This is a genomic window from Nibrella saemangeumensis, from assembly GCF_039541915.1.
Classification (GTDB): Bacteria; Bacteroidota; Bacteroidia; order Cytophagales; family Spirosomataceae; genus Nibrella; species Nibrella saemangeumensis.
The window spans coordinates 56,101-80,736 of record NZ_BAABHD010000022.1; the positions used below are offsets into that span (position 1 = coordinate 56,101).

Annotated in this window: 22 protein-coding genes; 19 read left to right on the plus strand and 3 right to left on the minus strand. The window is 48.4% G+C overall.

The window, feature by feature from the left end:
- The first annotated feature begins 31 nt into the window (after nucleotides 1-31).
- Complete coding sequence (locus ABD949_RS08225) at nucleotides 32-1,066, plus strand: chemotaxis protein CheB (protein ID WP_345242410.1); 1,035 nt, start codon at nucleotides 32-34, stop codon at nucleotides 1,064-1,066.
- A gap of 32 nt (nucleotides 1,067-1,098) precedes the next feature.
- Here the strand turns inward: ABD949_RS08225 and ABD949_RS08230 are convergent, their stop codons facing one another.
- The 3 genes from ABD949_RS08230 to ABD949_RS08240 form a co-directional block, all read right to left on the minus strand.
- Nucleotides 1,099-2,370 (minus strand): ATP-binding protein, encoded by a 1,272-nt coding sequence (locus ABD949_RS08230; protein WP_345242412.1) that lies wholly within the window; start codon nucleotides 2,368-2,370, stop codon nucleotides 1,099-1,101.
- A gap of 39 nt (nucleotides 2,371-2,409) precedes the next feature.
- Complete coding sequence (locus ABD949_RS08235) at nucleotides 2,410-2,823, minus strand: response regulator (RefSeq protein WP_345242414.1); 414 nt, start codon at nucleotides 2,821-2,823, stop codon at nucleotides 2,410-2,412.
- Nucleotides 2,824-3,029: 206 nt separating this feature from the next.
- Nucleotides 3,030-3,536: a hypothetical protein gene (locus tag ABD949_RS08240; protein ID WP_345242416.1), complete on the minus strand. Its 507-nt coding sequence runs from the start codon at nucleotides 3,534-3,536 to the stop codon at nucleotides 3,030-3,032.
- Nucleotides 3,537-3,713: 177 nt separating this feature from the next.
- Between ABD949_RS08240 and ABD949_RS08245 the strand changes: the two genes are divergently transcribed.
- From ABD949_RS08245 to ABD949_RS08330, 18 genes are all read left to right on the plus strand, one after another.
- Nucleotides 3,714-4,388, plus strand: a complete 675-nt coding sequence (locus ABD949_RS08245; protein ID WP_345242418.1) for a DUF305 domain-containing protein — start codon at nucleotides 3,714-3,716, stop codon at nucleotides 4,386-4,388.
- Between the two features lie 138 nt (nucleotides 4,389-4,526).
- Nucleotides 4,527-4,910: a glycine cleavage system protein GcvH gene (gcvH, locus tag ABD949_RS08250; RefSeq protein ID WP_345242420.1), complete on the plus strand. Its 384-nt coding sequence runs from the start codon at nucleotides 4,527-4,529 to the stop codon at nucleotides 4,908-4,910.
- Between the two features lie 69 nt (nucleotides 4,911-4,979).
- Nucleotides 4,980-6,269 carry a dihydroorotase gene (locus tag ABD949_RS08255; RefSeq protein ID WP_345242422.1) on the plus strand — a complete coding sequence of 430 codons (1,290 nt, stop codon included), beginning with the start codon at nucleotides 4,980-4,982 and terminating at the stop codon, nucleotides 6,267-6,269.
- Entirely contained in the window at nucleotides 6,266-6,817 is a 552-nt protein-coding gene (locus ABD949_RS08260; RefSeq protein WP_345242423.1) for a DUF4199 domain-containing protein, read from the plus strand. The genes ABD949_RS08255 and ABD949_RS08260 overlap by 4 nt, the downstream gene beginning before the upstream one ends.
- A 50-nt stretch (nucleotides 6,818-6,867) precedes the next feature.
- The gene (locus ABD949_RS08265) at nucleotides 6,868-7,383 is read left to right on the plus strand and encodes a DUF4199 domain-containing protein (protein WP_345242425.1); all 516 of its coding nucleotides are present in this window, start codon (nucleotides 6,868-6,870) and stop codon (nucleotides 7,381-7,383) included.
- On the plus strand, nucleotides 7,383-8,105 hold the full coding sequence (gene gldF / locus ABD949_RS08270) for a gliding motility-associated ABC transporter permease subunit GldF (protein ID WP_345242427.1): 723 nt from the start codon (nucleotides 7,383-7,385) through the stop codon (nucleotides 8,103-8,105). The genes ABD949_RS08265 and gldF overlap by 1 nt, the downstream gene beginning before the upstream one ends.
- A 52-nt stretch (nucleotides 8,106-8,157) precedes the next feature.
- Nucleotides 8,158-8,520, plus strand: coding sequence for a VanZ family protein (locus ABD949_RS08275; protein ID WP_345242429.1), 363 nt, complete (start codon nucleotides 8,158-8,160; stop codon nucleotides 8,518-8,520).
- A 559-nt stretch (nucleotides 8,521-9,079) separates the two neighbouring features.
- On the plus strand, nucleotides 9,080-11,707 hold the full coding sequence (locus tag ABD949_RS08280) for a glycosyltransferase (RefSeq protein WP_345242431.1): 2,628 nt from the start codon (nucleotides 9,080-9,082) through the stop codon (nucleotides 11,705-11,707).
- 78 nt (nucleotides 11,708-11,785) lie between these two features.
- Nucleotides 11,786-14,332, plus strand: a complete 2,547-nt coding sequence (locus ABD949_RS08285; protein WP_345242433.1) for a TonB-dependent receptor domain-containing protein — start codon at nucleotides 11,786-11,788, stop codon at nucleotides 14,330-14,332.
- Between the two features lie 33 nt (nucleotides 14,333-14,365).
- Complete coding sequence (locus ABD949_RS08290) at nucleotides 14,366-16,165, plus strand: ABC transporter ATP-binding protein (RefSeq protein ID WP_345242435.1); 1,800 nt, start codon at nucleotides 14,366-14,368, stop codon at nucleotides 16,163-16,165.
- 7 nt (nucleotides 16,166-16,172) lie between these two features.
- Nucleotides 16,173-16,787 (plus strand): acyltransferase, encoded by a 615-nt coding sequence (locus ABD949_RS08295; RefSeq protein WP_345242437.1) that lies wholly within the window; start codon nucleotides 16,173-16,175, stop codon nucleotides 16,785-16,787.
- Nucleotides 16,780-17,442, plus strand: a complete 663-nt coding sequence (locus ABD949_RS08300) for an acyltransferase (protein WP_345242439.1) — start codon at nucleotides 16,780-16,782, stop codon at nucleotides 17,440-17,442. Before ABD949_RS08295 ends, ABD949_RS08300 begins: the two co-directional genes overlap by 8 nt.
- 55 nt (nucleotides 17,443-17,497) lie before the next feature.
- Complete coding sequence (locus tag ABD949_RS08305; RefSeq protein WP_345242440.1) at nucleotides 17,498-18,727, plus strand: glycosyltransferase; 1,230 nt, start codon at nucleotides 17,498-17,500, stop codon at nucleotides 18,725-18,727.
- A 16-nt stretch (nucleotides 18,728-18,743) separates the two neighbouring features.
- Nucleotides 18,744-19,892: a hypothetical protein gene (locus tag ABD949_RS08310; protein WP_345242441.1), complete on the plus strand. Its 1,149-nt coding sequence runs from the start codon at nucleotides 18,744-18,746 to the stop codon at nucleotides 19,890-19,892.
- A 9-nt stretch (nucleotides 19,893-19,901) separates the two neighbouring features.
- Nucleotides 19,902-21,086, plus strand: a complete 1,185-nt coding sequence (locus ABD949_RS08315; RefSeq protein WP_345242443.1) for a glycosyltransferase family 2 protein — start codon at nucleotides 19,902-19,904, stop codon at nucleotides 21,084-21,086.
- A gap of 35 nt (nucleotides 21,087-21,121) precedes the next feature.
- Nucleotides 21,122-22,261 carry a glycosyltransferase family 2 protein gene (locus ABD949_RS08320; protein ID WP_345242444.1) on the plus strand — a complete coding sequence of 380 codons (1,140 nt, stop codon included), beginning with the start codon at nucleotides 21,122-21,124 and terminating at the stop codon, nucleotides 22,259-22,261.
- 37 nt (nucleotides 22,262-22,298) lie between these two features.
- A complete protein-coding gene (locus ABD949_RS08325) occupies nucleotides 22,299-23,465 on the plus strand; it encodes a glycosyltransferase family 2 protein (protein ID WP_345242446.1) in 1,167 nt (388 codons plus the stop codon).
- Nucleotides 23,466-23,537: 72 nt separating this feature from the next.
- The gene (locus ABD949_RS08330; protein ID WP_345242448.1) at nucleotides 23,538-24,590 is read left to right on the plus strand and encodes an FkbM family methyltransferase; all 1,053 of its coding nucleotides are present in this window, start codon (nucleotides 23,538-23,540) and stop codon (nucleotides 24,588-24,590) included.
- The last annotated feature ends 46 nt before the right edge of the window (nucleotides 24,591-24,636 follow it).

Sequence of the window (24,636 nt, forward strand, 5' to 3'; positions counted from 1 at the left end):
GCGCAGTTTTTTTATGGCAGCAGAAACGAGTATGGCCAGGCAAACTGTAATAGTGATTGGCGCTTCTGCCGGTGGCGTATATGCCCTGAAAGAGTTGGTGGCTTCGATTCCCGGAGACTTTGATGTGCCCATTTTTATTGTCCAGCATCTGGCCGCAGCGGTCCGGAGTTACCTGCCGGAGATTCTGAGTGCGGCCGGGCCATTGAAGGCAATTCATCCGGCTGATAACGATCCGGTTGCACCGGGTACGATTTATATAGCTCCGCCGGATCACCACATGCTGGTAGAGAAAGACCGCATCATTGTGCGGAAAGGACCCAAAGAAAACCGCTTCCGCCCGTCTATCGATGCCTTGTTCCGCTCGGCGGCCTATAGCTACGGGCCGGGCGCGATTGGTATTGTGCTGACCGGATTGCTGAATGATGGGACCTCCGGGATGTGGTCTATCAAGCGGCTCGGCGGCATCGGCATCATTCAGGAGCCGGAAGAGGCATTATATCCGAGTATGCCGACAAGTGTGCTGGAATACGTCAATGTAGATTTCAGCGTCCCGATCTCGGAGATGGCTGGTCTGCTGTCGCGGCTGGTCAAGGAGCCGGTGCAGGATAAGCCGGACCTGTCTTCCGAAGAGCATACCCGGATGAAGAGGGAAATCACGATAGCCGCGCAGGAGAATGCGTTTGAACGAGGGGTTATGGAGATGGGACCACTGACACCGCTTACCTGTCCGGAGTGTAACGGTACGTTGATTACCATTCGGGAGGGTAAGTTAATCCGCTACCGCTGCCATACCGGCCATGCCTTTACGTCGGATGCCCTGCTGGCCGAAGTGACCAAAAGCGTAGAGGAAAACATCTGGAAGTCGATCCGCAGCCTCGAAGAAACCGTCATGCTGCTGGAGCAAATTGGCAAAAACTACGAAGAAAACGGTCAGCCGGAAGAGGCTGAAGAATTTTACAACAAAGCCCGCGTCACCCGAGAACGCGCCCGGAAGCTCCACGACTTTGTATTCCAGCAGGAGCAGTACAGCGAAGACCTCCGCAGCCACAAGCCCGAGGGTGCGTGATGGAAAAGGAAGGCCCCTCCTACGTATGGCACCTAAGCAGGCCAGTGGATGGGGATTCTGATCCGGAACAGAGTGCCTGTTTCCGATTTGCTTTCGATCTCCAGACTGGCTTTCAGCAGTTCACAGAGCCGTTTCACAATAGACAAGCCTATGCCCTCTCCCTTACCGGGGAAATGACTGGACGCCTGTAGGGCTTGTTCTTCCTGCTCTGAGACCGGAGGCAGTCCCGAGCCAAAGGCGCTCGGGGTATCGGGAGACGGGAACAGCACCTGTGACAGCGAGCCTTCTTCCCGGTACTGTAAACCCGGACCGGTATCCTGCACGCTGATGATACAGCGGTAATCGTTTTCCCGACTCCAGGACACAGACACCATTCCTTTCTTCGTATGCTTAACCGCATTCAGTACCAGATTCTGCAGGATGCGCTGAAGATGAACGGCATCACTCTCAAGCATAATTTCGTCCGGCCCATCTGCTTTCAGCAGCAGGTTCTGTTCCTGCGCCAAGGGCTGGAGGCTGTCTACCACCGACTGCAGGAGCTCCGACACATTGAATGACTGAATGTTCGTGGGTTCCTGGCCCGCTTCCAGCCGGGCCAGATCCATCAGTTGGGTAACCATGGTGCGGACAACGGTGAGGTTGCGGTTCAGCATCTCGATCATGTCGTCCCGCATCTGGGTAGAATCTCCTTCCAGTTTCAACAGAAAGGCAGCTCCCTGAATAACTCCGAAACTGGAGCGCAGGTCATGGGCCGACTGGCGCAGCAGATCCCCGCGTTCCTGGGTCAGTTCGTTAATCTGGTCGAGGGTTTTTTGCAGGGTCTCGGCGCGGCTGTTGGCGGCAATGCGCTGCAGGTCGCTGTATTGTGCCACACTGGCATCCATGGTCAGTCCGCTGAACCAGGCCATCTGCTCGTAGGCAGTCGCTGATAGCGATATGCCCTGAGGAGGGTACAGTTCCCAGAACAGACGTAGCTCCGCCAACAGTACCTGGTGCAGCAGTTTCATCTCCCTGAGCAGTTCGTGCAGGGAATAGCCCTTTTGCCAGCGATGCAGGCCATGCTCGGCCGCCAGTTGGCTGATATCTGCCTCTTCGTTCTCCCGACGCAGGTGCTGCTCCAGCACATTGAGCATAAACGGCACTTTGTTGTTAAACTCTTCGCGGCTGAGAGCGGGCGTATGCTGTAAAGCAGGGTCTTTTTCGCAGACAGTGCGCCAATTGTTCAGCAGGGCGTCACGCCGGGCGGCCAGAAAATCCGCTAAACTGGCTAAAGGAGCCAACAGGTCATCGTCCGACAATTGCATAGATAGGTGCTGGTAAGAATGGTCGTGAAGATACCAGCACTACCCTTGGGGTGTGCTGAACATCTTCCGCCAGCAATTGCTGACTGATGCTAAAACCTGACTAAGGGTCTGATAGTTTGCCGGTTTGGTCAGGAATCCTTCCGCGCCTAACTGGTTTGCTTTATCGCGGTCAGCAACATCACTGGACGTAGTAAGCACCACGACCGGGATCTGGCTCCATGCCGGATGTGATTTCAGCACAGCGAGCGTTTCAAACCCGTCCAGCAGCGGCATGTTCAGATCCAGCAGGATTAACGTAGGTGGGGGCACGGTGGGGTGAGCCGTCAGAAAGTCTATCAGCTCCTGACCGTTGTAGAAGATTTTCAGAACGCAGTTGAGGTGTGGGTTAATAGCCTGCTGCGCTAAAAAGCAGTCGTCGTCATCATCATCAACAAGGTAGACAATCTGTTCCATTTATGTACGTGTTACGGTGTTACTGAACAAAGATACTAATTTTATAAATCTATAGGATTGGTGTATTAGTAGAAAGAATTGCATCGCCGGTGTATACGTTAGCTGGATCAGCCTGTTTAAAGCCAATAAAAAAGCCGATAAAAGAGAATACCCATGTGCATCAGGTCTGGTATTCTCCTTTATCGGCTTTAGCGGTTGCGGTACCTTTAATCCCTTACCTGGTAAAATCCGAGAATTTCTCTGGGTACCGAATTGACTCGTTCGGCTTCCCGCTTCCGCCAGTCATAATCGAGGTCATATGCTTTGTCGTTATACAGAATAAAGGCACCGTCGCCAAACGACAGACGTTGTAGCTCCCCACAGGGTTGTGGCGGCCGCTGTTGTCCCGGAGGCAGGCTGGGGAACCATAACCGGCACATACCCGGTGGCGGATAATGCCCTTTGGGTACACTGGCTAACTCGCGGGGCGTATTGCGGGGAAACCGGTTGCCTCGGCCGGGAAAGGTCCGGGCGTTACCACGGCCTCGTCCGGTAGCGTCTTTCCAGTCTTCTTTGGCCTCCTTACGATCGCGTTTCATTTCTTCCTTCGCTTCCTTGCGGTCGCGCTTCCAGTCTTCTTTATCCTCTTTCTTTGCGTTACCTTTCTGGGCCCATACCGCCGGCCCTATGGCGAGCAACATGGCCGTGAATAAGGCGAAAATCCGGTTTTTCATACGTTTGTCATTTACTAATAGCCTGTTAATCTGCCCGATGTTCGATGAGCAGCCACAAAATTTCATAGATAACGAATAAACTATTTCTTTCGTAAATAATCTAAAGAATAGTGTTACCGACCGGAACGGGCGTTGTTTGCCCGGTACCAATTTCGTTTACCCGGTAAGCCAGACGATATGAGAACGAAAAACAATGTACAACCTATCTGCGCAGCCGCATTGGCTGGCCTCCTGCTGACCGTATTCAGCGCTTCATGCACTTTGGCCCAATTAAGACCAAAGCCAAAAGCGAGTGGCAAAACGATTTCGACGGCGAGAGTCGGGGTGGTCAGCAGCCCACTGTTGGGATCGGTGAACCGCATGATGGATAAACTTAATGCCATGCGCTTTAGTGGAGACCCGGATTTTGATTATGTCCTGTTTATCCGGAATCATCACCTGGCCGAAATAGAGCTGTCGCAGGAAGCGGTGAAAACGCTGAAGAGCGATTCGCTGAAGCAGATGGCCACGATGCTGATCAGCCGAAAACAGACGGAGGTGGATAAACTGGAAGACGCTCTGAAGCAAATCCGGCCGAGCCGCGCCAATCAGGCCTTTGTACAGGCGCAAAACCAGAAACTGGCCGCCATGAAGCTGAATTTTCAGGCGGGTACCCTGGAGAAAAAGCTGACGGGTAGGGTCGACGATGATTACGCGATCATCATGCTGGAACACCAGCGCGACGCCGTCGATATGACGCAGGACTACCTGAAATATGGTCAGAACCAAACCCTGCGCGCCCTGGCCCAGCGGATACTGGCAAACGCGCAAACCGATACGGAACAGCTTAAAGCCCTAATGAAGCGGGTATAGCAGGTAGGCGCCTTGGCAAATGGCCCAGTCCCATACGACTCAGCCTATCTGCAAACTTCAAACGTCAAACTTTAAACCAATTCAAAATCTGTGTAACTTGCGGCATCAAATCGTCAGCAACCGAAAGAGCGGATACGCATGAACTTCCCTGAGGAACTCAAATACACACAGGACCACGAGTGGATTCGAATAGAGGCCGATGGTACGGCCGTAGTAGGCATTACCGATTTTGCACAGCACGAACTGGGCGATATTGTTTACCTGGATATTACCTCCGTCGGCCAGACCATTGCCAAAGGTGAGGTGTTTGGGACGGTTGAGGCCGTAAAAACCGTATCTGACCTGTTTATGCCCATCGATGGCGAAGTACTGGAGCTTAACCCGGAGGTAGAGTCGTCACCCCAACTGGTCAACGACGATCCCTATGGTCGTGGCTGGCTGGTGCGCGTTAAACCGGCCGATGGGGTTGACGAAGAAGGTCTGCTGACCGTTGACGCGTATAAAGACCTGGTGGGTCAGTAACCTGGCTTAGCATTACCATAAAGCTCCGACAGGGGCTTTTTTTTTAAGCAGCATCTAAATTCAGGCTTCATGCAGTTTCTTATACGCTCCGCCCGTATTGTTGACCCGCAGTCGTCTTTCAACGGACTGGTATGCGATATTATCGTGGAGAACGGCATCATCCGCCAGATTGGGACAAACCTCGACGCCGAAGAGGGAAAGACGCGGATCATTGAGGAGGCCAACGTACACGTGTCGCCCGGCTGGGTCGACCTGCGGGTGTCGGCCAAAGACCCCGGCTACGAACATAAAGAAGACCTAACCAGCGTATGTCAGGCCGCAGCGGCCGGGGGGTTCACCGATATTGCCGTGCTGCCCAACACCAAACCGGTGGTAGACTCGAAAGACACGCTGGGTTACCTCCGGCGTATGGCCGAAGGACAGCCGGTGGCCGTGCATCCGATTGCGGCCGTGACCAGGCAGACCGAAGGGGAGGACCTGACGGAGATGATCGATCTGCACCATGCCGGAGCCGTGGCCTTTTCAGACGGCGAGCATCCGCTGCAGAATCCCGACCTGCTGCTGAAAACACTTCAGTACCTTCAGCCCTTTGACGGCTTGCTGATGAACCGGCCCGAAGAAGCGATGCTTACCCGCTTCGGGCAAATGCACGAAGGGATCCAGAGTACGCTGCTTGGCCTGAAAGGCCTGCCCGCCCTGGCCGAAGAACTAATGATTGAGCGCGACCTGCGACTGCTCGAATACGTCTACCTCCAGAAAGACCTGCCGGCCACGACAGTCCTGCACTTCTCGACGCTCTCGTCGGCCCGCTCGGTAGAACTGATCCGGCAGGCCAAACAACAGGGTCTGCCCGTGAGCTGCGACGTAGCCGCCCACCAACTGGTCTTCGACGATTCGGCACTGGCCGGCTTTGATACCAACCTGAAAGTTAATCCCCCATTCCGTTCGCGGGCGGATGTGGATGCCCTGTGGCAGGGGCTCGCCGACGGCACCATCGACGCCATCGTGTCGGACCACAACCCGCACGACGAAGAGTGTAAGAACCTGGAGTTCGACGTGGCTGACTTTGGTATTACGGGTCTTGAAACAGTCTTTGCCGTCGTGGTGAGCCATAACCAGGGGTTGTCGCTGGAGCAGCTGGTCGATAAGCTGGCCATCCGGCCCCGGCAAATTCTGCGCCTGCCGCTGGTAAGCATCGCCGAAGGACAGGCTGCCAGCCTCACACTCTTCGACCCCGGCCGGAACTGGACATTTGAGGGCACGTTGTCGAAATCGAAAAATACTCCGTTTCTGGGACAAACATTCACCGGCTGGGTTGCAGGTATCCTGCACCAGGGCCAGTATTATACACATACATGAACCGAGTAACCAACTACTTTAACACCCCGCTGCTGAAGGTACCGCTGCTGGCTGGCCTGACTACCGGCGTGCTGGCGTTTCTGTACTTTCTGGCTCTGTACGCTCTGGGAGTTTATCCGCTGGGTAACCATAAGTCATTGGATTTCGGCATTCACATCATCATGATGATTGCTGCCGTCTGGTATTACCGCAAATACGTCGGCAACGGCTACCTGCACCTCTGGGAAGCTCTGGGAATCTGCTACATTCTGAATACGGTGGCTGCCATGGTAACGGGCTGGCTCATCTATTTTTTTGTGACGCAGGTTGACCCCAGCGTGTTTCAGGAATACCTGGCCAATTCCCGCCAGCTGCTGCTGAACGGGCAGGCTGATATCAGCAAAACGCTCGGTGCTGACCAGTTTGAGAATCTCCTGAAGGACGTCCGCAACACAAAACCGACTGACCTGATCGTCGACGAACTGTGGAAAAAGACAGCGCTGGCTGTATTGCCGGTCCTGATCATTTCGTTGCTGTTCCGGAGACAGGATTATAACGTATTACGGTAAACACTCTATCATTGTTTATAACTACTTTTTCCAAATACCTTATCTGAAAAATGGAAGAGAAACCCTCCACCGCCCGCATTGCCCTCAAATGGGGCCTGATCATCGGGATTGCCTCCATCCTGTTCAGCACCGTGCTGTACATCACCGAGCAGGTTGGTAATACGGCGCTCAGTCTCATTGCTTATGTCATCATCATTGTCGGACTGGTCATGGCCATGCGCGAATACCGGTCGCTGAACAACGACTATATGAGCTACGGCGAAGGCCTGGGCATCGGGGCGCTGACTGCCGGTGTGTCCGGTATCTTGTCCAGCCTGTATGGCGTATTATACACCAATGTGATTGATCCCGAATTCCAAAGCCGGATGGAAGACCAGATGCGCGTTCTGTACGAAGAGCGCGGTATGTCTGACGACCAGATCGACAAAGCAATGGAATTTGCCAATATGTTTCAGAGTCCGGGCCTGCTGTTCGTTTTCGGGGTGCTGGGTACCATTTTTATGGGGTTCATTTTTTCCTTGGTAATTGCCGCTATTCTGCGCCGAAACCGGCCGGTCTTTGAGTAATGGGAGCCATTTTTCGCAAAGAAATCAACCAGTTTTTCAGTTCACCCATTGCCTACATCATCATGGTGGTGTTTCTGACCGCCGTGGGGCTGATGCTCTGGGTCTTTCCGGACACCAGCCTGCCCGACTACGGTTATGCCGATATGGGTACCTTTTTTACCCTGACACCCTACGTCATGCTGTTTCTGGTGCCGGCCATCACCATGCGCTCCATTGCCGAAGAGGTGCGCACCGGCACGTTGGAATGGTTGCTGACCAAGCCCGTCAGCCGCTGGGGCGTGGTAGGGGGCAAGTTTCTCGCCAACTGGCTGCTGGTAGCCCTGACGCTGCTGCCGACGCTGGTCTACTATGTTACGCTGTATCAGTTAGGGAGTCCGCCCGGCAATATCGATTCGGCCTCGGTATTTGGCTCTTATATCGGGCTGCTGCTGCTGAGTGGAGTATTTGTGGCCATTGGACTATGGGCATCATCGGTCAACGACAATCAGGTAGTGGCATTTGTGCTTGGGGTATTCTGCTGTTTTCTGCTGTACGTTGGGCTGAGTTCGCTCACGGGTCTGGTGGGTGATGGCAGCCCGGCCTACTGGCTCTCCTACCTGGCGCTCGATGAACAATACCGCTCGCTTGGCCGCGGCCTCATCGATTCCCGCAACGTGATCTACCTGCTTAGCCTGATGGGCTTCTTTCTCTGGCTAACGACCAGCCGGCTCACCACCCGCTAACGTCCGCCGGTGGCCCCATATTGATTAACAGCTATCAACTTTGTTGCTATTTATGAAAAACGCTTCTTTTCGCTGGTGGGCGGCTGTGATCTGGACGATCATCGTTTTTATAGGGTGCTCTGTTCCCGGCCCCGAGTTACCGCCGATTACGGAGGAGTTTAACGATAAGTGGATGCACGTAGTAATTTTCCTGCCGGTTGGCTTTCTGTGGGTATGGGCCGGGTACAGACCGTTGGCAGTACTCCTCGGTGGGATAGGGTATGGCATTCTGATTGAACTATTTCAGGGCATTGCCCCCATCAACCGTTCCTGCGACTGGCGCGACGCTCTGGCCGACGCGCTTGGGGTAGTGGTTGGTGTTCTGCTGGCCTGGGTACTGATCAGGAATCGCAGGGAAAGTAGCACCGGGCAGTAGAAGGGAATCCAGTGCTGAGAATCAGGCGTCTGGCTGCTCCGACGTATAAGTAGATACGGTAACAATTTATCTGAGCAGTTTATACAGTAAGCGATAAAAACAGCGTAGCTAATCTGGCAATTTTTAGGGTAAATATTGCCAGTAACTGTTTGAGTAAAATTACTTTCTATACAATTTCATATGTATCCGTTTTTTTTTATTTGTAACCTGCTTTTTTCTGGTCCATTCAAAAAGATTAACACCTTTTTATAGACTTTCTTTAAATAGTACAATGAATTTTCGGTTTAAGCTTCTACCTTTGTCCCCGTTCTAATCTCTTTTTAATCTTTCAACCCCGGTAAAACTGGCAAAGAAAGAAAATATCCACCCATCTTCTGTGACTGACAAAGCGTAAGTATGCATTAATTGTACCCTTAAGTAACTATTCAGAAATATTTTAGCCCTTAAAAGAGAAGGTGTTCCTTTTACTATAGAGGGCAGTTGAATTCTGCATCTTCTACTATTGGGAGGCAACACCAGCTATAATTACTATTTGTTCGATATAGCTTAACGTGGTAAAATGATGGATTGTGATGAGATCGGGAAAGATTGTTTTCGGCCCAAAGTTGACGGTAAGTTTATTACAATTGGCAGGGAAAAGTTTTACATCAAAGGGGTTACCTACGGCACATTTCAGCCCGACGAACAAGGTAGCCAGTTCCCCTCGCCAACGGGTGTAGAAAATGATTTTTTGCTGATGGCCCGCCACGGCATCAATGCAGTAAGAACCTACACGGTACCTCCTCGTTACCTACTGGACCTCGCCTACACGTATGGGTTAAAGGTAATGGTTGGGCTTCCCTGGGAGCAACATATAGCGTTCCTGGATGAGGCCCAGCGGGTGAAGGATATCATCCACCGTGTTCAGCAGGGGGTTAACGCCTGCAACGGACACCCAGCTGTATTATGTTACACCATCGGTAACGAGATTCCGGCGCAAATTGTCCGCTGGTATGGTCCCGAACGCATTGAACAGTTTCTACACCAGCTTTACCAGGCCGTCAAAGCCGTTGATCCGGAAGGATTGGTAACGTACGTAAACTACCCTACTACCGAATATCTCGCGCTGCCGTTTCTGGACTTCGACTGCTTCAATGTTTATCTGGAGACGGAGGAAAAATTAAGCGTTTACCTCTCGCGGCTGCACAACCTGACGGGTGACCGGCCCCTGGTGCTGGCTGAAATTGGCCTGGACAGTATGCGCAATGGTGAGGAAAAGCAGGCGGAGGTACTCGACTGGCAGATACGCACCATCTTTGGTAAAGGCTGTGCCGGGACTTTTGTTTTTGCCTGGACCGATGAATGGTGGCGGGGCGGTTTTGAGATTGAGGATTGGGATTTTGGGTTGGTCAACCGACAGCGGCAACCCAAAAAAGCGCTGCATACCGTCACGAAAGCGTTTGCCGATGCGCCTTTTGCCACAAAAACCAAACTGCCGAAGATCTCTGTGGTGGTCTGTAGCTACAACGGAGCCGCTACCATCCGCGACTGCCTGAACGGCCTGATGCAGGTCGACTACCCTGATTTTGAAGTCATAGTCGTCAGTGACGGTTCTACCGACCAGACGGACGAAATTGCAAGTAAATACCCGTTCCGTCTGATTTCCACGCCCAACCGGGGGTTGAGCAATGCCCGCAACACGGGTATGCAGGCTGCTACCGGCGATATTGTGGCCTACCTTGACGATGATGCGTATCCGGACCCGCACTGGCTGCGCTACCTAGCATACAGCTACCTGACTACTAATCATGCCGGCATTGGTGGCCCCAATCTCCTGCCCGAGCATGATGGCCCTATTGCTACGAGTGTGTTTCATGCGCCGGGCGGCCCGGTTCACGTGCTGACAACTGATGAAATAGCCGAGCACATTCCTGGCTGCAATATGTCGTTCCGGCGGGATGTGCTGTTGGAAATTGGTGGGTTTGATCCTGTTTACCGGGCGGCCGGCGACGATGTGGACGTCTGCTGGCGCGTACAGCAGAAGGGGTATACCATTGGCTTTCACCCGTCGGCCACGGTCTGGCACCACCGGCGTAACTCCCTAAAAGCTTACTGGAAGCAACAGAAAGGGTATGGCCGGGCAGAAGCGCTCCTGGAAAAGAAGTGGCCCGAGAAGTATAATACCTTAGGCCACCTGAGTTGGGGCGGACGTATTTACGGTAACGGCGTTACACAACCGCTGGAACTGCGACGGCGAAAGATCTTCCACGGCATTTGGGGCAGTGCGCCGTTCCAATCGGTGTACCAGCCGGCCCCAAGTCTGGTAGCCTGCCTGCCGCTGATGCCGGAATGGTATCTGTTGACGGGCGTTTTAGGATTACTCTCAGTTCTTGGGCTCGTTTGGGCACCCTTATTGTGGGCCCTACCGGGTTTTGTCGCTACCCTGGCGATTGTACTCATCCAGGCAGGTGTGAGTGCGGCTAAAGCGCCGTATAAAGCACCGACCAGTGGTCAGCAGGGGCGTTTCTGGCTTCTGACAACCTGGCTGCACGTAATCCAGCCACTGGCGCGGTTATACGGTCGGTTTGCCTACGGACTGACACCCTGGCGGAAGCGGGGACCGGCCCGCTATCACTGGCGGCACCTGTTTGCGCGTACCTTCCATGCAACACGATGGTCCGAAACCTGGCGGGCTCAGGAGGATTGGCTGGCTGATATAGAACGCCATCTGAGATCGACCGATGTGCGGGTTCGTTCCGGTGGCGAGTTCGACGCCTGGGATCTGCAGGTTAGCGGCAGCTTTTTCTCCTCCGTCAGGGGGCTGCTCACGATTGAAGAACACGGAGCGGGCAAGCAGTTACTAAGGTTCCGATGTCGGGCCAGTTATTCGCTTCTTAGCAGTGTACTCTTCGTCTCAACGCTGGCTTTAACCATGCTCGCAGTCTGGTATCAGGCCTATGGTATTGGTGTCCTGTTTGGCGTGCTGAGTATTATGCTGATGGTCGGCTTCTTTACGGGTACCGCCAGAGCAATGGTGGCGTTTACCGATGCCTTTCAACAACCGGTGGCTGTATCGCCTGTTGTAGCAGAAACTCCGGCTGAAGTGACTGCCGGACCGGAAAAGGAGACAGCCCTGGTTGCGCTGTCGTACCCGGACGAAAACCCGGTTACGGTTCGTCCTCATAAAGTTACTCCGAGTGTCGTTTAGGTCTGTTTTGTGTTTTCTCTTCGCTTAATGAAAATCCTGTTTTGTTTGGTATACGGTCTGCTGATAACAGTAGAAGCAATGGCGCAGACGCCTGCAGGCGGAGTGCCGACTTCTCCTGTGGCTCCGTCTATGCCGCAGACATTCGGGAAAATGGCAGGTAGCGTGGTGGACTCCGTGAATGGTCAGCCGGTGCCGTTCAGTTCGGTTGCGCTGATGAATCCGGCCGGCAAACTGGTTATGGGGGCGGTGGCCGATGAGCAGGGCGCATTCCTACTGGGGCAGATCCCTTATGGTACTTATAAGCTGGTTATCACAAGCGTAGGGTATCAGCCGAAAACGCTATTTAATGTATCGCTAAGCGAGAGAGCTAATGCGCTAGACCTGAAAGGAATCCGGCTACGGCCCGACACCAAAATGCTGAAGGAGGTAACCGTAACCGGTCAGCGGGCTCTGATTGAAGACAAAGGTGACCGGCTGGTGTATAATGCCGAAAAAGACATTTCGAACGTGGGCGGGTCGGCAGCCGATGTGTTGCGGAAAGTGCCCATGCTAAGCGTGGATCTGAACGGCAACGTGCAGCTCCGGGGGAGTGGCAATTTCAGGATTTTTTTAAATGGAAAGCCTTCGGCGATGATGGCCCGTAACCAGGCCGATGCCCTGCGGCAGCTTCCCGGCAGTAATATCAAATCGGTGGAAGTGATTACCAGCCCCGGCGCCAAGTATGATGCCGAGGGTACGGCAGGTATCATCAACATTATTACAATAAAACGGTGGGAAGGATTCAATGGTAGCTCGTATGCATCGGTAGGTAATCTTTCCCGATCGATTGGCGGCAATGTAAATGTACAAGAGAAAAAGCTAGGTATTTCTGCTACTGGAGGGCTTTACCAGTACCGGTCCATCGGGTACAGTGAAGCCAACCGGACTACATTGGTAGATGGACAACCAGCCAATGATCTGTTTCAGCGTAGCAAATACGATAATACTGGTCTTGGCGGCAATATTGGTATAAATCTGGATTATGATCTAGACTCAACTACCCGCATCAATATGTGGCTGAGCGGTTGGGGAGGTAACTCTCCATTTAATAGCAGCCTGTATAGTCGACTCTCAACGAACAACGGGAGCACGCTTCAGGAGTTTAAGCGTGCTATTGACTTTAATGATTTCTACAGAAATGGCGAAGTCAATCTGGGATATACTAAGACATTCAAAAGGAGACAAATTGTATATACTACAATTCCGATACCTAATACGCAAGACCTACAGGCTGTAGGCCATTATGTCCCTCGAAAGGGACCAGATCCGGAGTTTTCTGTTTTGGCGCAGTACAGCCATACGCCGGATCGAAATTACTACACCTCGGATCAATTTACGTTGGATGACATAGCCACCTACCGGGAGCGTAGCACCAATTTAAGCAAATTTAACGAACTGACCTTTCAATCAGACTATACTTATCCGTTCCAGTTCAGGAGCTGGAAGGATACTACACAGGCTACACTGGAAGTAGGAGCTAAAGCTATAATGCGAGACATAGGTAGTGACTATACTTTGGATCAGGCGCTGGATGGATCGCTGAACTATGTATCCGACCCAACCCGCTCCAATAAATTTGACTACGCACAGCAGGTGTTGTCAGGGTATACTTCGCTGCGGTTAATCAGGGCAAATAACTGGGTTCTTATTACCGGAGCCCGTCTGGAACATACCTTTATAGGTGGCAACTTTGTTAGTACCAGCACTTCGGTTAACAGACAATACCAAAATTTTATACCCAATCTTTCGCTATCACGTAAGTTTAAAGACAAACATACCCTTAGGCTTAGCTACACGCAGCGGATAACCAGGCCTCAGGTTGGGTTCCTGAACCCTTATGTAAACTTCAGTAATCCGCAAAACCTGGTAACCGGAAATCCGGAATTAGACCCTGAACTCGCACATTCATCTGAACTGGCCTATAGCACATTTATAGGAAAGGGCATCTTTGTGAATACCGCCGTTTACCTCCGGCAAACGAACAATGCTATCGAGTACGTTAGTACGGTAAATGCTTCGGGTGTTTCTATATCTCGACCCCAGAATATTGCTCGCCGGAGTGTTTCCGGTCTCCAGATTAATACAAATGCTCAACCCGTTAAGAATATGACAGTTGCAGGTGGAGGAACTCTACAGCGGGTTAGTTCTTATAGTCCTGTTCTAAGGCAGGGAAACGAAGGCTGGATTTGGGATCTTTCTGCTACTATTTCTTATCGGTTCTTAAAGACCATAACCGTTCAGGCCAACGGGAATTATAGCTCCGGCCGTATCGCTCTACAGGGACGGTCTTCCGGTTGGTATGGATATGCGTTCTCGGCCCGAAAAGAGATCCTGAACAGGAGAGCAAGCCTGAATTTATCTGTTAATACGCCTTTCAACCGGGTTGTACGCCAGAAAAGCGTTCAGGATGCTCCTACTTTTACTTCATATGCTTATTCAGCGAATGTAACCCGCTCTGCACTGGTTTCATTTTACTGGCAGTTTGGGCAAAATAAGGGAGGTAATGGTAAGGTATCTAAAAAGGTAAATAATGATGATAAAACTGGTAGTACCCCAGCAAGCCAAGGGGGGACAACGGTCAAATGAGCCAGACAGCTCAAACGTAAAAGCATCAATGATATGAAAGTTTTGAAAACCAATTTAAACGTTCTTTTAAGGTTAGTTCAGTTTACATGGGGCTATAAATGGAAAATATTTTTATTGATATTTTTAGGGTTAATTGGTGTGGGTTTAAGTGTTATTAACCCTTTACCAATGAAGTTCATTATTGATAATGTTCTTTCTGGTCAACCTCTTTCAGGAGGTATTCTGCAAATCTTTAATTTTTTTGGTGGTGTTCCAGATAGAGTTGGTTTATTAATCATATTTGTTTCAGCCGCCATTCTGATAGGAGTAGGTAACGCTATATTAGGTTATGCCTCAACTCAGGTTACTACGAAAGTTTGTCAGCGATTAGTGATGGACCTTTCAGTTCAATTATTTGATAAATTACAGAGAATGTCATTATCCTTCTACTCAAAAAGCCACGTAGGAGAATTAATGCAGCGGTTGTCGGGCGATACGTACGTCGTTTCAGGCGTTATTGCCGGAATTTTACTGCCAACGTTGTTTTCGATAGTTTCCCTTTTCGCTATGTTTTACATAATGCTAAGCATAAATGTAACCTTGGCATTACTTGCTATTTCGATCGTTCCCTTCTTTGCTGTTTTATTAAAAGTATTCAAAAAGCCTATTATCACTTCAGGGGAACGACAATATGAGGAATCTGCAAAACTTTGGTCCTTTATTCAACAAAGTTTAACATCGATAAAAATTGTTCAGGCTTATTCTAGAGAAAACTTTACCAGGGATAAATACAGAACTTTATTTTCCAACCAGAATGATGCCTCTATCCAATCTACAAAAATATCAACTATCTATAATACGCTTACAGGTTTACTTTCCGGAACAGCTACTGCGCTGATAATAGGTATTGGGGCTTATAAGGGGTTAGGAGGTGAAATTTCTATTGGTGAGTTGTATGTTTTTATTGGATATATAGGAGCTTTATTTGGGCCTGTAAATTCATTGGCAAGTATTGTACAACAATCTATGGGGATAAATGTAAGAGGAAAGCGGGTTTTTGAAATTTTAGACTCAGAGGAAATTATTTACGAGAAGCCAAACGCAGTTAAACTGACAGATGTACAAGGGCATATAAAGTTTAAAGATGTAAGTTTTGGCTATAATAACAATGGATTAGTAGTTCTTGAAAATTTTAATCTGGAAATTGACCCTGGCCAAATTGTGGCAATAGTAGGCCCTACCGGAGCAGGTAAAACATCGATGATTTCGATGCTGCTTCGCTTTTATGATCCCTGGCAAGGAGAGGTATCGCTGGATGGAGTTAATCTGAAAGATTTAACGCTGGAATCTTTACGAAGTAATATAACGCTGGTACTTCAGGACTCCTTTATTTTTCCAATGTCCCTTGCTGATAATATTGCCTTTGCGAATCCGAATGCATCAAGGGAGGAAATAATAAAGGCGGCAAAAGCCGCGCAGGCTCATGATTTTATAAGCCGGTTACCCGAAGGGTACGATACTATTGCTAGTGAGGGTGGCGTTTCCTTATCAGGAGGAGAGAAACAACGAATTTCATTAGCCAGGGCTTTTCTGAGAAATACATCAATTCTAATTCTTGATGAGCCTACGTCAGCATTGGATGCGCAGACAGAGGCTCGGATCTTCCAATCGTTATCATCTTATTCGAAGGGACGAACCATCTTCATCATTTCACACCGGTTATCAACTATTCGCCATGCTGATTTAATCGTCACCATTAAAGATGGTATGATTGCCGAAAAAGGTACGCACGAAGTCCTGGTAAATGAAGGAAAGGTATACGCTGAATTGTATAAGTATCAGGAAGTAGATTAATAAATGTATGGAAACACAGGTAACACCCCGACAGTTATTTCATCAGTTGCTTCCTGGTAAGGCCATCGAAGGAGATTGGTGTAACTTCCCAATACCAGTTAATATACAGGTAGGTGAAAATACAGTGATCGATTCATCCGCCAGTTTCAAGAAGTATTTCTCAAAACTGCCCGTTGGCTTGAAGATAGGCAGCCATGTTACGCTGCAAAGTCCGGCTCTGGCTACCGAAGAGAACGGGTATATTGAGATCGGCGACTACAGCTATATCTCCAGTGCCTGTCTGGCAGCTTCCCGGCAGATTAGCATTGGCAAGTACGTATTTATTGCTGGTGGCGTAACCATTGTTGATACGGATTTTCACCCGCTCGACCCGGCCGCCCGCATAGCTGATACCTTGGCTATTTCGACGGTTGGCAACAAAGCCTTACGACCGGTGTTTGACTCGGCTCCTGTAATTGTTGAGGATGAAGTCTGGATTGGTTTCAATGCGACCATTCTGAAAGGCGTAACCATTGGTAAAGGTGCCGTTATCCAGCCCGGTGCGGTAGTGCTGAAAGACGTTCCGGCCGGAGCGATTGCTTCTGGCAACCCTGCCCAGATAGAGATTCCCAACTATGCATAAGAACCTGGCGCAACCTGTTGTGGAAAGTAGCACCGGTGAGGTATTCATCGAAGGCGATTGGTTTCCAAACCCGCTCCCGCCTAACATTGTCTTAGAAGAAATGGCGTATCCAGATACGTCGTATTCATTCACGACCTTCTTTTCCGAAAAGCCGGTTGGCTTTTCGCTAGGCTACGCCAGCGGCAACTACGGTCACGGCATTTTCACGACGGGGAAAAACGGTGAAATCCGAGTGGGCCGGTTTGTGGTGCTTCAGTGTACCCGCATCATCAGCAACAGGTTGGTCACGATACACGACCATTGTATGTTTTCGTGGGGTTCTGTCATTACTGATAGCTGGGTGACAGAACGGACTCAATCACCAGCTATTCGGCGGCAAATGCTCGAAGCAGCCGCCCACTCGCCAAACCGCCATCTGGAGTCCATTGACCCACAGCCGGTTGTCATTGAGGAGAATGTCTGGGTCGGCTTTGAAGCGGTAATTTTACCCGGTGTTACCATTGGCAGGGGAGCTATCATCGGTTGCAAGACTATTGTGACGGAAGATGTGCCGCCTTATGCTGTAGTGGTGGGGAATCCCGGCCGGATTATCCGATTTCTTGAACCAACCGATACACCGGAAAACCGGCAGAAAGCCTTTGCCATGCTGAATTAGGTGACAGATAAACTCCCATAGGATTGACCAAAAACAACTTAACGATATGGAGAAGATGAGAATAGTAGTAGGCGGCTTTATCGGTTTATTTCCAACGGGTGGTGCCACCTGGGATTACCTGCAGTATCCGCTGGGATTGAAGTTACTGGGGCATGATGTGTATTACATCGAAGATACCCAACTCTATCCGGTTTATCAGGCGTCGGGTGATAGCTGGGACGATTGCACCTTTGGCGTAGAGTACCTGAAGAAGGCGATGGCTGAAATTGGCATGGAGGATCGTTGGGCCTACCGGGATGTGGCCACTGGTAAAACATTCGGCCTGTCGGACAGCAAACTAAAAGAGGTATGCGAAACCGCCGATGTGTACATCAATGTCTCATCATCAACCGTATGGCGGGATGAATACCGGAAAATTCCGGTGAAGATCCTGATTGACACCGACCCGATGTTTACTCAGTATCAGTACCACCTGAAGATGGAAGCTGGCGGGACGGAAGCAGAGTACTCACGCGATTACATGCACGGACATGACCTCTTCTTCACCTTCGGTCTGAACATCGGCAAACCCGACTGTCGAATTCCCCAGTTTGAGTATAACTGGCTGACTACCAAAAAGCCCATTTGCACCGACTTCTGGGACCAGCCGTTTACCAACCAAAGTAAGTTTGGCTTTACATCCATCATGAACTGGACGGAGCGGCCCGACTTCATTTACGAGGGCGAAACTTGGGGGCAAAAGAACAAAGAGTTCAGAAAATTCTTTGACCTGCCGACGGTTTCTAAACAGAAATTTGAGATTATCATCAACCGTCCGAAGGATGCTGCAACCGCGCAGTCGATAAATAATCTGATGGACCGCGGCTGGGATATTCTAAGTCCAAACCACCTGATTTCGGATAAGGAAAATTACAAAAACTTTGTCCAGTCGTCATTTGCGGAGTTCTCGGTCACCAAAGAGACCTATATCAAGTCCAACAGCGGCTGGTTCTCCGGACGGTCGGCGGTATACCTGGCATCGGGCCGGCCGGTACTGACGCAGGATACCCAATGGTCAAAATATATTCCGGCGGGTGAAGGCGTATTGGCCATCAGCGACCTGGATACAGCCGCACAGGCGGTAGAGGAGGTTACGGGTAATTATGAAAAACATTCCAGAGCTGCCCGTGAAATTGCCCGCGAGTACTTCGATAGCGGGAAAATTCTGTCGGATATACTTGCGCATGTGGATTCGAAAAAAGAGCTGGCTTTAGATTCCTCACAGGCCAGACAAGTACCTGTTTGACATAGTATAGTAAAGAATGGCGACGATTGTTATCGGCTCCTACATGGTGCGTTACCCGTTAGGCGGTAATCTTTCCTGGGCATTGCAGTATCTGGTCGGCTTCAAAGAACTCGGACATGAGGTATACATGGTTGAGAAATATGCCTATCCAAATTCCTGTTACAACCCGGTTGAAGGAGTGCTCAGTGACGATTGCACCTATGGCGTAAAAATAGTTTCAGACCTGCTGGCCCGGTATGGGTTAGTGAAAAACTGGTGTTTTGTCGAAAATGGCGACATCTACCATGGTCTATCCAGAGAGCAGGTGAACGACATATTCCGTCGTGCCGATGTCTATATTGAATCCGGAGCGCATGGTAGCTGGGAAGAAGAATCTGCTTTGGCTGGTTTACGGGTATACATCGACGTAGATCCAGCGTATTCACATATTCGCCTGGATTATGCGTTGAAGCACGCAATGCGTATACCGGTTTACGACCGGTATTTTACGAACGGGATGAACGTCGGAAAAACCGGCAACATAATACCGACGGGCGGTATTAATTGGGGTTATATTTTTAATCCAGTCAGCACCAGTTTGTTCAACCGGCAATTACCGCCAGTAAAGGCTCCATATTCTACCATCATGAACTGGAAGTCGTATGATTGTGTGGAGTATAATGGGGTGGTATACGGGCATAAGGATATTGAGTTTACCAAGTTTGTGTCCCTACCCCAGTTGGTTGACTCGCCTTTGGAAGTAGCCGTGTCCGGAATTAACGGAGATACCGAGCAGTCCTTGAAAAAGGTCGGCTGGCAAATCAACAATGCTCAGGCAGTAACCTTCACGTTTGATACCTTCCAGCAGTATTTGTCGAGTTGCCGGGGAGAGTTCAGTGTTTGTAAGAATATGTATACGGCAACGCAGTCCGGATGGTTCAGTGACAAAAGCGCGGCTTACATGGCAAGTGGGCGCCCAGTTGTAGTGCAGGATACTGGTTTTAGTGATTATTTGCCAGTTGGCGAAGGGCTGTTTGCTGTAAATGACGTTACTGAAGCCCAGTTAGCGATAGAAACCATTGAAAGTAACTACCAATGGCATTGCCAAAAGGCCTACGAAATAGCCTGTGAGTACCTGGAGTCCAAAAAGGTATTAAGTAAGTTTTTAAGCGAGTTAGGTGTTTAGCTTTCTGTTATGAATCATCGTCCTTTAGTCAGCATAATCATTGATAACTACAATTATGGCCGTTTTCTGAGGGAGGCTATTGACAGTGCGCTTCATCAGACGTACGACTATACCGAAATCATTGTGGTAGATGATGGCTCAACGGATGATTCTCCGGCTATCATTCAGGAATATGGAAATACTATTATAGCCATTATAAAGCAAAATGGTGGTCAGGCATCTGCTTTCAACGAGGGGTTTAAAGCAAGCCGGGGACAGATAATTGTTTTCCTTGATTCTGATGATATGCTGTTACCAACAGCTATTGAACAGGTGGTGCTAAGTTTTAATAATCCTGATGTATCTAAAGTACATTGGCCGATGTGGCGTATTGACGGCTCAGGAGGGAAAAACGGAGAAATTGTTCCTGTGCATCCGTTAGCTCAGGGAGACCTACTTAAACAACTTATCCAGCATGGACCAGCTTATTTCTGCGGTACTGCCGTTGGGTCGCCTACCAGCGGAAATGCCTGGTCCCGGTCTTTCCTTGATCAGGTCTTTCCTTTACCTGAATCCGATTTTAAAACAGGCGGTGTCGATTTCTACCTATTCGTATTAGCCCCGGTATATGGCCAGGTGCGTACTATTTCTAAGCCTCAGGGCTTATATCGGGTACATGGTAGTAATGATACGCTCAAATCTGCTGATGCTTATTTACAGACATTTTTTGGCTGGTTTGACCAATCATGGGAAGCACTGTATCATCATCTGTTAGCCCAGGACATTCCTGTTGACGCAAACACCTGGAAACGTAATTCCTGGTACCATCAGATCCATGCATCTATGCAGGAAATTGTTGCATTGGTTCCTCCAACACATCGTTTTATTCTGGTTGATGAGAACTATTGGGCAACTGGCGATACGCTGGCAAATCGGCATCGGGTTCCATTTATAGAGCAAAATGGTCAATACTGGGGCCCACCCGCTAATGATTCAATGGCTATAGAGGAAATAGAAAGGCAGCGTACCAAGGGTTCAGCATTTATATTTTTTGCCTGGCCTGCCTTCTGGTGGCTGGACTATTACACAGGTATGCGTGACTACTTAAAAGCAAATTATCTCTGCGTTATTAACAATGAACGGCTAATTGGCTTTGGTTTACAATCCAATACAGCAGTGCATGAGCATATTGAGCAGAGTAGCGCAGTACTGTAGCTATTAAGAATTGTCCTACTGTAGGATTTAACGTTATGAGAAAAGATCCATTAGTCAGTATAATTATAAGCAGCTATAACTATGGCCACTTTCTCAGAGATGCCATTGACAGCGCTATAGCCCAAACTTACCCTACTGTTGAAGTAATTGTCGTCGACGATGGCTCAGTAGATGACTCACCGGCCGTTATAAGGGAATATAGAGATAGAATAACTCCCATTCTTAAAGAGAATGGCGGTCAGGCTTCTGCCTTTAATGCCGGTTTTGCGATAAGCAGTGGAGAGGTAATCATTTTTCTGGATTCAGATGATATGTTGCTGCCGACAGCGGTTGAAAAGGCAGTAGCGTGCTTCACAAATGATAAGATGGCCAAAGTACACTGGCCGTTATGGAAAATAGATGCCAGTGGAAATAAGACAGGGGATGTGGACCCTAAATATCCGCTTGCTGAAGGCGATTTATTTGATGAAGTAGTTCAGTATGGCCCAAATCATTGCGGTGGCCCCCCCTATAGTCCAAACACTAGTGGTATTGCCTGGTCACGAAAGTTTCTGGAGCAAGTCTTTCCAATTCCTGAAGCCGGGTTTAAAACGTGTACAGACCAGTACTTATTTGTACTTGCGCCTATATACGGGCACTTAAGGAGTGTTGCAGAACCACAAGGATATTACAGGGTTCACGGAAGTAATTACAGTTTAAATCCTCTGGATGAGTACCTGAAGGAGTCGCTTCTCAGATTTGAACAATCCTGTGAAATAGTAAGCAACCACCTAAAGAAAAAAGGTATTATCGTTAATCCGGCTACCTGGGCACGAGATACCTGGTACCACCAGATTCACACTACAATACAAGAGATAACCGATGTTGTTCCATCGCAGGCCAGTTTTATTCTGGCTGATGAAGGGCAGTTGGGGACAAGCCATATACACGCGGGCCGGTACCGCATTCCGTTTATAGAGCAAAATGGCCAATACTGGGGACCACCTGCTAATGATACCCAAGCCATAGAGGAAATAGAAAGGCAACGTACAAAAGGTTCAGCCTATATATTTTTTGCCTGGCCTACCTTCTGGTGGCTGGAGCATTACTCAGGTATGTATAACTACTTGATGTCTAACTATACTTGTCTGATAAACAACGAACGCTTAGTCGGTTTTAAACTTGAGAAGGTGTAAAACCGGACAGTCAAGCTAAAATTACGGAATCCAGGAAATGAACAGGGAAGAACGTAAATATGCCATTAAGGGAACAGACACCTTGGTTAGCATCATAGTTAACAATTACAACTATGGCAGATTTTTGGAAGATGCGATTAACAGTGCGCTTAATCAGACTTATCAGAATGTTGAAGTAATAGTTGTTGATGACGGCTCAACCGATGAGTCTAGACAAATGATACAAAGGTTTGGGGACAGTATTGTTCCAATTCTTAAGGAAAATGGGGGACAAGCTTCAGCATTTAACGCCGGATTTAATGTAAGCCGTGGGGAGTTTGTCATTTTTTTAGATTCGGATGATTTACTTTTTCCAACTACAGTAGAAGAAGTAGTAAGATTGGTGAGTGAGCCAGATGTAGTAAAAGTACATTACGCGTTAGCAATAATCGGTTCGGATGGAAAAGAAACCGGTAGGATTGAACCTGAGCTTTCCCTAGCTGAAGGTAATATTCTGGAATCGATAATTAAAAATGGTCCCGGTAGTATGGAGAACATACAACCACCAACAAGCGGGAATGCCTGGTCGAGGAACTTTTTAAACAAAGTTTTTCCAATACCAGAGGAGGAGTATAAAGGCTGCGCTGATTATTATTTGATTTTGTTAGTGCCAATATTTGGGAAGATTAAAAGAATATTGGAGCCCCAAGGCTATTACCGTGTTCATGGAGGTAATATGACATCAAAGCCATTAGATAAGCTTGCTAATGAGATAGTATTACGGTATGAGTATACCTGTGGCTTGCTTAATAACCATCTAAAGGAAATGGGAATCAACGTTGACACGACGCAATGGCCGGAAACCTGGTATCATCAGCTTGGTCGTTCTCTAAAGGAAATATCCGAGGTAATTCCAGTAAAGGCCTCGTTTGTTCTAGCCAATGAGAATCATTGGAAAGCTAATGTAGTGCTATCTGATAGGTATCATCTTCCTTTTATGGAGTTCAATGGAATGTATAATGGACAGCCACCCAGTGACGAAGCTGCAATAAAAGAAATCGAGCGACAAAAAAGCAATGGAGTAAAAGCAATAATATTTGTTTGGACTTCATTTTGGTTGTTGGAGTATTATGCAGGTATGTACGAATACCTAAGAACAACTTACAGGTGTATTCTGAATAACGAGCGTTTGTTAGGCTTTAGCTTAGAAGAGACTGTTTGTTAAATATTTTGTTTCGTATTTGTCCATAATTCGTGCAAACTGTTTAAAATTAGAACGTGCAAAAGTCGGAAAGTTATGTATGAGGGAAAGCTTTGTTATTCACAGGAAGGAGAGGACGTATTAATAGAAAGGATACTGCATAATATTAACTATTCAGGGTCTTATATAGATGTTGGGGCGCATCATCCTATAAAGCTGTCCAATACATACAAATTTTACTGTGCTGGATGGAGAGGTATTAATATAGAGGCTACACCTGGAAGTAGTAGTTTATTCAATAAAGTTAGGCCTCATGATATCAACATTGAAGCTCCAGTCTTTGACAAGGAGGAGGAATTGATATTTTATATGTTTAATCAACCTGAATTAAATACTTTTTCTAAAGAACATGCAAAGCAGTGGGACGGAAAAGGAGATATCCGAATAATTGAAAAAAGAAAGTTGAGAACTTCAATTCTTAATAAAATCATTGAAAGCACATATCCTAATAGTAAGGTCTTTGATATGTTGTCTATAGACGTTGAAGGCCTTGACTTAAGAATTTTAAAAACGGTTAATTTTGAGAAGTACAATTTTAACTTTGTTATAATAGAAGATGACGTGACGATGGATGGTATTTCATCAAGTCAAATATTTGAGTTTTTATATAGTAAGGGATATAAGCTGCAATCGAAGCTGTTTTTATCAAGTATATACTATTTTGATTATTCAAGTGCTCCGGGCCAGAAGTATCTTGAAAGACTTGGTATAGACGTTGCACCGGAGCTACTTACGATGAGTACATCAGCAAGTCGCATTATCGATTCTGTTGTTGAAATAAATGATGTTCTTAATAAAGACAAACCAATTATCTTGGTGGATCAAGGAGAGTGGGCAATAGGTAATAAACTTGGAACTAGAAAAGTTTTGCCCTTCCTCGAGAAAGAAGGGCAGTATTGGGGCCCACCAAGTACTGATGATGAGGCAATTACTGAGCTAGAGCGGCAGAGGAAGTCTGGTGTTGCTTCTATAGTTTTTGCCTGGCCTTCTTTCTGGTGGCTTGGGTATTTTAAAGGAATGACTGAATATTTGAATCAAAGTTGTAAAAAGATACTTCAGAACGACCGTATTATAGTCTATAAGTTTTAAGAGCAAAATAGTTATTTAAAACTTTTAAATTTTTTTACAAGCATTT